This is a genomic window from Massilia agilis, assembly GCF_024756255.1.
Taxonomy (GTDB): domain Bacteria; phylum Pseudomonadota; class Gammaproteobacteria; order Burkholderiales; family Burkholderiaceae_D; genus Telluria; species Telluria agilis.
The window spans coordinates 1-1133 of record NZ_JANUHB010000017.1; the positions used below are offsets into that span (position 1 = coordinate 1).

General features: G+C 56.7%; 1 protein-coding gene. It reads left to right on the forward strand.

What is annotated here, in order from left to right; genetic code table 11:
- Positions 1-198 precede the first annotated feature (198 nt).
- Positions 199-1133: IS110 family RNA-guided transposase (locus NX774_RS23265; RefSeq protein ID WP_258824678.1), on the forward strand; the 935-nt coding region annotated here is incomplete at its 3' end.

Consider the following 1133-nt stretch of genomic DNA (forward strand, 5'->3'; position numbering starts at 1 on the left):
TCTGAGCTTCTTGCTCACTTTTGACCCGAGGGGCACCTTGGGTTGCGGGCAGCTGGATGCCGAGCCCACCCTTTGGCACAAGCCAGCAATTCGTAGATTTCGCACCAGCTGCCCACCCTCGATCGAAGATCGGACAGTATCTCTGGCCCGGCTTGCCGTGAGCCCGTATTTTGCAAGGTAGATCAGAAGAGGATGTAAATGCAGTTGTGGTATCTGGGGATTGACGTCGCCAAGGCAAAGCTCGATTGTGCGTTGCGCCAACCGGACGGCAAACATAAACACAAGGTTTTCAACAATGAACCCAAGGGGTTCGAGGCACTGCGCGAGTGGATTTGCAAGCATGGGGTGACAGAGCTTCATGCCTGTATGGAGGCGACCGGGGTGTACTGGGAGCCCGTCGCTGAGTATTTGGCTAATCACCAGTACGTCGTCAGTGTCGTCAACCCGTTGCAGGTCAAGGCATTTGGGGCTTCGCGGCTGGTCAGGACTAAGACTGACAAGGTCGATGCAAAATTGATCGCCGAATTTTGCAGCGAGAATCGCCCGTCACCGTGGCAGGCGCCGTCATTAAAGGAACAGGCGTTACGCGCCATGGTGCTCCGCCTCGACGCGCTCCAGGAGATGCGCATCCAGGAAGGTAATCGGCTCGAAGTGGCGCGCGATGTCGTCAAGGATGAAATTGCATCCCATGTCGAATGGCTCGACAAGGAAATCAAGAATCTGACCAAGAAAATCCGAGATCACATCGATGACGATCCGGAGCTAGGCGAACGAAAGAGGCTCCTTGAGAGCATCCCGGGTGTCGGTGAACGCACGATTGCGCTGCTACTGGCGTTTGCGCTCGTCCCCGGGCGATTTGCCAACGCGCGACAAGTCACCGCCTATGCCGGGCTCGACCCACGTCAGCACGAATCCGGCAGCAGTGTACGCGGTAAGGCCCACATTTCCAGATTTGGCCACAGTGTGATCCGTAGACGACTCTACATGCCGGCCATGTACACCGTGTACAAAACAACTTGGGGACGACGTATCCTTGACCGCCTGACAAGCGCCGGGAAAAGCCCGAAGGTCATCATCGTCGCAATGATGCGTAAGCTCCTGCATGTCGCCTTCGGTGTGCTCAAGGCCGGTGA